Below are 6,420 nucleotides of genomic sequence, written 5' to 3'. Positions count from 1 at the left end.
TGGCTTGGGCTCCAGGAGGGTGCCACGTCCAGCGCCGGCCGGGTTCGCCCTGGGGCTCGACGAGGGGATGTCCGGAGCAGTGCCGGCGGATCGGCTGGCGGTCCAGGTGACGGCGGGTTGTAAGGCGAGCGGCGCCCGGACTCGAACCGGGATCATGCGATTGGCCGTAGCCCGTCACAACCTTTCCCTAGGAAACTACCGCTCAGCGCGAGTATAGGCCATGGCCGGGTTCGCCCTGGATCTCGACGAGTGGCGGTCCAGTGCAGTGCCGGCGGATCGGCGCCCGTGCCCTCGGGCGCCTCGGTTGTCTCAAATCATCTGGCGCTACGTCTCAAATCATCTGGCGCTCCGCTTCCGATGATCACGCTACATCGGCAAGTCTCATCATCCCGTATCTTCTCGCTAAGTCTCACTTAAAGCAGCGCCTAGAGCTTTCCCAGCATGGTCTTTCGGCAGTTTTGCAAGCCAAGGGAACCGGGCCGGGCGAAAGGCGGATCGGCGCCGCTCGCTATGTTGCGTCAAGTTGCATAGTGTTAGCTTTCGGTGTCCCGTGAGTGTCCCGCGACAAAGAAAAAGGGCCTACCGTTTCCGGTAAGCCCTTGTTTTATTGGAGCCGATGGGCGGATTCGAACCGCCGACCTACTGATTACGAATCAGTTGCTCTACCAACTGAGCTACATCGGCGCATCGGACCGCTGATTATAAGGGAAGCAGTCGTCTACCTCAACGCAAACCGAAACATCTAACATCTCGCGTCGCGGTTCAGCGCGGGGCTTCCAGCGCGTAGGGCGCGGGGTCGATGCTGGGCACGCGCCCCAGCAGCAGATCGGCGGCCAGCCGGGCGGAGGCTGGGGCGGTGACCACGCCGTTGCGGTAATGGCCGGCGTTGACATAGAGCCCGGTGGTGCCGGGGTAGGCGCCGATGTAGGGGATGCCGCTCGGGGCACCAGGGCGCAACCCGGACCAGTGCGTTTCCATGGGCGCTTGTTCAAGCAGGGGAAACAGTTCGATGGCGCTGCGGTGGAGCGCGTCTCTGGCCTCGGCGGTAGTCGCCTTGACGAAGCCCGTATGCTCCAGGGTGCTGCCGACCAGGACGCGTCCGTCCCGGCGCGGGATGACGTACCGATCACGGTAAAGTGTGGTGTGACGCACTTGGCCCGGCCGCGCCTGGAAGAGGATCATTTGCCCGCGCACCGGCGCAATGGCCGGCGGCCGGCAGAATTGACTCAGGAGCCGCCCGGTCCAGGCGCCGGCGCAAACGATGACTTGATCGGCGTGGATTACGCCCTGCGTCGTGCGCACACCCTGAATGTGTCCGTGCGCGACCAGGATGTCGAGCACCTCTTCCTGCTCACGCAGCCGCAGGTACCCATCCAGGGCCCGCCGGGCGGCTTTGGCCAGACGCGGATTGCGGACATTCGCGACCGCCGGGAAGCGCAGGGCTTGGGATGGGCGCAGGCCCAGTTCAGGTTCGAGCGCGCGCACCGCCGGCCCCTCGATGACCTGGACTTCGTCGCCCTGGCGGGCGGCCCAGGCGAGCGCCTGAGCGCGTTCTTCGGTGTCCAGGATCAGGAGCCCGTTCGGCGTGAACTCGGGGTCGATGCCGGATGCCTCATGGAGCGCCGCGCACAGGTCGGGGTAGACCTGCTGACTCCAGCGCACGAGCGCGGTGACCGCATCCGGGTAGCGCCAGGGGTAGAGCGGAGACACGATGCCGCCGCCGGCCCAGGAAGACTCGCGGCCGGTCCGGCCCATTTCGATCAGGGTGACCGCGGCCCCGCCCTGCACCAGCTCGCGGGCGGTCAGCAAACCGATGATGCCGCCGCCGATGACGAGGATATCGCTCATCGCTCAGTGTCCAATGCCTGGATCAGTACCAGCAATTCCAAGTTCGGGCGGCCTCGCGCGACCCCCTGGTGGATGCGGCGCGCACGACCGATGTATCGGGATCCTGACATCGAGCGGCGCGCCTTATCCACCCTACAGCTGAGCCGGTCTTGTAGGGTGGATAAGCGCAGCGCATCCACCATCAGCCCTCGGCCGCGCCGGCTGCCGCCAGTTCGCGCGGCAGGCTGAAGACCACCTGTTCACGAATGCCTGATTGTTCTTCCACGCTCCCGGCACCCCACTCACGCAGGCGGGCGATGACCTGCTCCACCAGGATTTCGGGAGCGGATGCGCCGGCGGTCAGGCCCACCCGCGGCGCCTGTTCCAGCCAGTCCCGGCGGATGTCGTCCGGGCCGTCGATCAGATAGGCCGCGCAGCCCTGCTTGTGCGCCAGTTCCCGCAGGCGGTTCGAATTGGAGCTGTTGGCTGAACCGACCACCAGCAACAGGTCGCACCGCGCCGCCAGCGTCTTCACGGCGTCCTGACGGTTCTGGGTGGCATAGCAGATGTCGCTGCGCTTGGGACCCTCGATCTTGGGGAAGCGCTCGCGCAACGCCGCAATGATCCCCGCCGTGTCGTCGACCGAGAGCGTGGTTTGCGTCACGTAAGCCAGGTGCTCCGGGTCGCGCACCGGCAGGCCGGCGACATCCTCCACCGACTCCACCAGGTGGATGAGCCCGCCGTCGGTCTGGCATTGGCCCATGGTGCCCTCGACCTCCGGGTGGCCGCGGTGACCGATCAGGACCAGTTCATCGCCGGCCTTGCAGTGCCGCGCCACCTCCAGATGGACCTTGGTCACCAGCGGACAGGTGGCATCGAAGACCCGGAGCCCGCGCGCCTGCGCCTGCGCCCGCACCTGCTGGGCGACCCCGTGGGCGCTGAAGATGACCGTGGCCCCGTCCGGAATCTGATCCAGTTCCTCGACGAAGATGGCGCCGCGCTGCTTCAGCCCGTCCACGACGAAGCGGTTGTGAACCACTTCGTGTCGCACATAGATCGGGGCACCATAGAGGTCGAGCACGCGCTCGACGATGGCGATGGCGCGGTCGACACCGGCACAGAAACCGCGGGGATTGGCGAGGAGTATGTCCATGGCAACAGAGGATAGGCGAAGATTGGGTGATAGAAGAAGTCAGACATTATGGGGCAATCCGGCCGCCGCCGGCGGCCGCATCGTCAGTCTCTGACTGACCGCGGTCAGGCGACCGACAGGATACGCACCCGCAAGGCCAGCGAACGGCCGGCAAAGGGATGGTTGAAGTCGACCCGCACCCGCCCGGCCGCACCCTCCCCCTCGCGTTCGAGCACCAGTCCGCTGGTCTCGTGCCCGGCCGGAGTCGTGAAGGCGACCACCTGGCCCGGTGCGGGGTCCAGATCCGGCGGAAAGTCACTCACGGGCAACCAGTGACGATTGTCCGGGTCATACTCGGCGAACAACTCGGACCCGCTGGCCAGGATCAGGTGGTCCTCACCCGTAGCGAGACCCAGCAGCGCAGCCTCCATCCCCGCGGCCAGGGTGCCATCGCCCAGACGACAGGTGATCGGCTCCTGATCGAAGGTGGAAAAACCAACGAAGCCGTCGTGAAAACGCACTTCCAGGTGCATCACCAGGGAACAGCCGGGGGCGATCTGCGCAGGTGTCGGCATGAGCGAGCGGTCGCATGGCAGGGTCGTCGACGCGGTGTCCGGATGAACCGGACACCGCGCGGCGACCCCATCGCTGCTACATCAGTTCCTGGGTGACGAACAGATAGCCCAACGACACGACCACGACCGTGATCGCCAGGTAGGGCAGGAGAATACAAACACCGGGCAGGTCATTACAGACCTTGCTGTATTTACAGAGATTGCAGTTTTTCATTATGGTGACCGTACGCCGAGTGAACTTCCGAGGCCGGCCCCGTGGCGCGAGGGCAGGTCCTCTTTCGGTGACAGGATCAGGCGCCGTTATCGTCCGGTACCCACGCGCCCCGTCCTTGGGGGTGTCCTCCCGCGATACCGCTGTACCACGGCCCAGTGTCAAGCGTAGCCCACGGGCGAGCGCTATGCTTACCGAATCAGCGTGCGAGGGCAAGCCCGCGCGAACAAGTATTTCGCGCGCGGGCCTTTGTTTCCTGTACCTCCTACCAATACCATAGACGATTGCCCAAGGCTCAGGGCACTTTCCTCCACCCTGCCGGGAGTTCCCGTGACCTCTCTTGATTCCAGCGCGGTTCCTACCCGCCCGCCCCGCATCGGGTTCGTCAGCCTGGGATGTCCCAAGGCGACCGTGGACTCGGAACACATCCTCACCCAACTACGCGCCGAGGGCTACGGCATCACGCCGAGCTACGACGGGGCCGATCTGGTCATCATCAACACCTGCGGCTTCATCGACGCCGCGGTGGAGGAGTCACTGGAAGCGATCGGCGAGGCTCTCAGCGAGCACGGCCAGGTGATCGTCACCGGCTGTCTGGGCGCCCGCGCCGAGCTGATCCGCGACGCCTACCCGCGAGTGCTCGCCATCACCGGGCCGCATGATTTGGACGCCGTGATGGCCGCGGTCCATCGGGAACTGCCGGCCCCGCATGACCCCTTCCAGAGTCTGGTCCCACCCCAGGGGGTGCGACTCACCCCGCGCCATTACGCCTATCTCAAGATCTCCGAGGGCTGCAACCACCGCTGCACTTTCTGCATCATCCCCAGCCTGCGCGGTGACCTGGCCAGCCGCCCCATCGGCGCAATCCTGACCGAGGCCGAACGGCTGGTGGAGGCCGGCGTGCGAGAATTGCTGGTCATCGCCCAGGACACCAGCGCCTATGGCCTGGACCTGCGCTATCGGCCGGACTTCTGGAAGGGCCGGCCGCTGACCACCGACCTGGTCACCCTGGCGCGCACCCTGGGCGAACTGCCCGCCTGGGTGCGGATGCACTATGTTTACCCCTACCCTCATGTGGACGACCTGATCCCGCTGATGGCGGACGGCGTGATCCTGCCCTATCTGGACATGCCGCTGCAGCACGGGTCGGAGCGGGTGCTCAAGGCGATGCACCGACCCGCCGCCGCCGAGCGCGTGCTGGAACGTCTCGCCCGCTGGCGCGCCCAGTGCCCGGACCTGGTCCTGCGCAGCACCTTCATCGTCGGCTTTCCCGGCGAGACCGATGCCGAATTCGAAACCCTGCTCGACTTCATCCGCGCGGCGCGGCTCGACCGGGTCGGCTGCTTCCCCTATTCGGCGGTCGCCGGGGCGGCGGCCAACGCCTTACCCGATCCGGTGCCGGAGGACGTCAAACTGGAGCGCCTGGGCCGGTTCATGGACGTCCAGGCCGAGATCAGCCGCGACAAACTCGCCGCGCGGATCGGCCAGCGCCTCACCGTCCTGGTGGATACGGTGGACGATGCCGAGGTCATCGCCCGCGGCCCCGGCGACGCCCCCGAAATCGACGGCGTGATCATCATCCCCGGCGCCTGGGAGCTGGACCCCGGCGACTTCGTCGAAGTGATCGTCACCGACTCGGGAGACCATGATTTGTGGGCTGAGCCGGTGGAGGATTGACCGGCGGGCCTTGGTCATTGTTCCGGCCGTGCGCCATCGTAGGGTGGACAAGCGCAGCGCAGTCCACCAACGGCGGCGCGGGATTCGGTGGACGATAGTCGCCCGCACGATCGCTGAACAGGGTCAGGTTGCGGCCTTGGCGGCGCGCCTCGTGGAACAGGAGCAAATCGACAACGCGCGCGAACTCCAAGCCGCCCTCGCGACCGGCAGGCAGGATCTGGTCAAGACGGTGGGTCTCCGGCAGGCGGACTGGGGTAGGCGTAACGGTTGCTCCTTCCTCCCGTTGAAATTGGCACTACAACGACGACCGACTCGGCAATAACAACTTACCCCGCGGATTCCACGGACTCCGGGCACGGGGTTCCCCAGCACAAACGGCGCTTGAGGCGGTTTCCGATTTTATGGTCGAACACGCCTTCCTTCTGCAGTCGCCCGACCACGATGCCGGGGGCAATGCCGATTGTCCGCGCAAACGCCTGCACCTGTGCCAGGTTCGGCCGGCCAGTCGCAAGTAAGCTGCGCCATGCGGCAGGCGGGATCAGCAGATCCGCGGCGAATCGGTTCGCCTCGTGCTCCTTCTCGTCCGCGGCACCGTCGCCCTCAATAAACACGGCACGCTTGCCATGAAGCAGAACGTGGCCGGCCTCGTGGAAAAAGGTGAACCACAGGTGGTCGTCTGACTTGTAGCGCAGACTAAGCTGAATCAGCGCCTTGTCCGGAGTCAGCCAGCGGGTGGCACCGGTAGACGCTTTAGCCAGTCCAGGTCACCGACCAGGTGGGCCTGCTCTTGCTCGCGCACCCGCGCCGCCTGGTAAAGACTTTCCAGATTCTGCCAGAAGTGGGCCGGACGACCCAGCACCCGCTCCAGCTTGAGCGCAGTCTCGGCGGTAATCGGGGCCTTGCCCTGGACAATCTCGTTGACGGTCTTCGGGGTCAAGCCCGTGCGAGCGGCCAAGTCGCGCTGGGTCATCCCGAGTGAGTCCAGATATTCCATCAGG

7 protein-coding genes and 1 tRNA gene are annotated in these 6,420 nt (G+C 65.8%); 1 reads left to right on the top strand and 7 read right to left on the bottom strand.

The window, feature by feature from the left end; genetic code table 11:
• Positions 1-608: 608 nt before the first annotated feature.
• From A39O_RS0102005 to A39O_RS41525, 5 genes are all read right to left on the bottom strand, one after another.
• Positions 609-684, bottom strand: a tRNA-Thr gene (locus tag A39O_RS0102005).
• A gap of 78 nt (positions 685-762) precedes the next feature.
• Positions 763-1,848 (bottom strand): glycine oxidase ThiO, encoded by a 1,086-nt coding sequence (gene thiO, locus A39O_RS0102000; RefSeq protein WP_020503043.1) that lies wholly within the window; start codon positions 1,846-1,848, stop codon positions 763-765.
• Positions 1,849-2,029: 181 nt separating this feature from the next.
• Entirely contained in the window at positions 2,030-2,980 is a 951-nt protein-coding gene (ispH, locus tag A39O_RS0101995) for a 4-hydroxy-3-methylbut-2-enyl diphosphate reductase (protein WP_020503042.1), read from the bottom strand.
• Between the two features lie 104 nt (positions 2,981-3,084).
• A complete protein-coding gene (locus A39O_RS0101990) occupies positions 3,085-3,534 on the bottom strand; it encodes an FKBP-type peptidyl-prolyl cis-trans isomerase (protein ID WP_020503041.1) in 450 nt (149 codons plus the stop codon).
• 76 nt (positions 3,535-3,610) lie between these two features.
• Positions 3,611-3,748, bottom strand: coding sequence for a hypothetical protein (locus A39O_RS41525; protein ID WP_020503040.1), 138 nt, complete (start codon positions 3,746-3,748; stop codon positions 3,611-3,613).
• 327 nt (positions 3,749-4,075) lie between these two features.
• On the opposite strand from A39O_RS41525, the gene rimO reads away from it, so the two are divergent.
• The gene (gene rimO, locus A39O_RS0101980) at positions 4,076-5,422 is read left to right on the top strand and encodes a 30S ribosomal protein S12 methylthiotransferase RimO (RefSeq protein WP_026199093.1); all 1,347 of its coding nucleotides are present in this window, start codon (positions 4,076-4,078) and stop codon (positions 5,420-5,422) included.
• Between the two features lie 326 nt (positions 5,423-5,748).
• Here the strand turns inward: rimO and A39O_RS43430 are convergent, their stop codons facing one another.
• Positions 5,749-6,090 (bottom strand): ImmA/IrrE family metallo-endopeptidase, encoded by a 342-nt coding sequence (locus tag A39O_RS43430; RefSeq protein ID WP_407635621.1) that lies wholly within the window; start codon positions 6,088-6,090, stop codon positions 5,749-5,751.
• A 53-nt stretch (positions 6,091-6,143) separates the two neighbouring features.
• The gene (locus tag A39O_RS42015; protein WP_026199091.1) at positions 6,144-6,416 is read right to left on the bottom strand and encodes a HigA family addiction module antitoxin; all 273 of its coding nucleotides are present in this window, start codon (positions 6,414-6,416) and stop codon (positions 6,144-6,146) included.
• Positions 6,417-6,420: the final 4 nt, after the last annotated feature.

Origin of the sequence: Lamprocystis purpurea DSM 4197 (assembly GCF_000379525.1) — a bacterium.
Taxonomy (GTDB): domain Bacteria; phylum Pseudomonadota; class Gammaproteobacteria; order Chromatiales; family Chromatiaceae; genus Thiodictyon; species Thiodictyon purpureum.
Note: the sequence above shows the minus strand (reverse complement) of the source record. Positions and strands in the feature narration are given on the sequence as shown.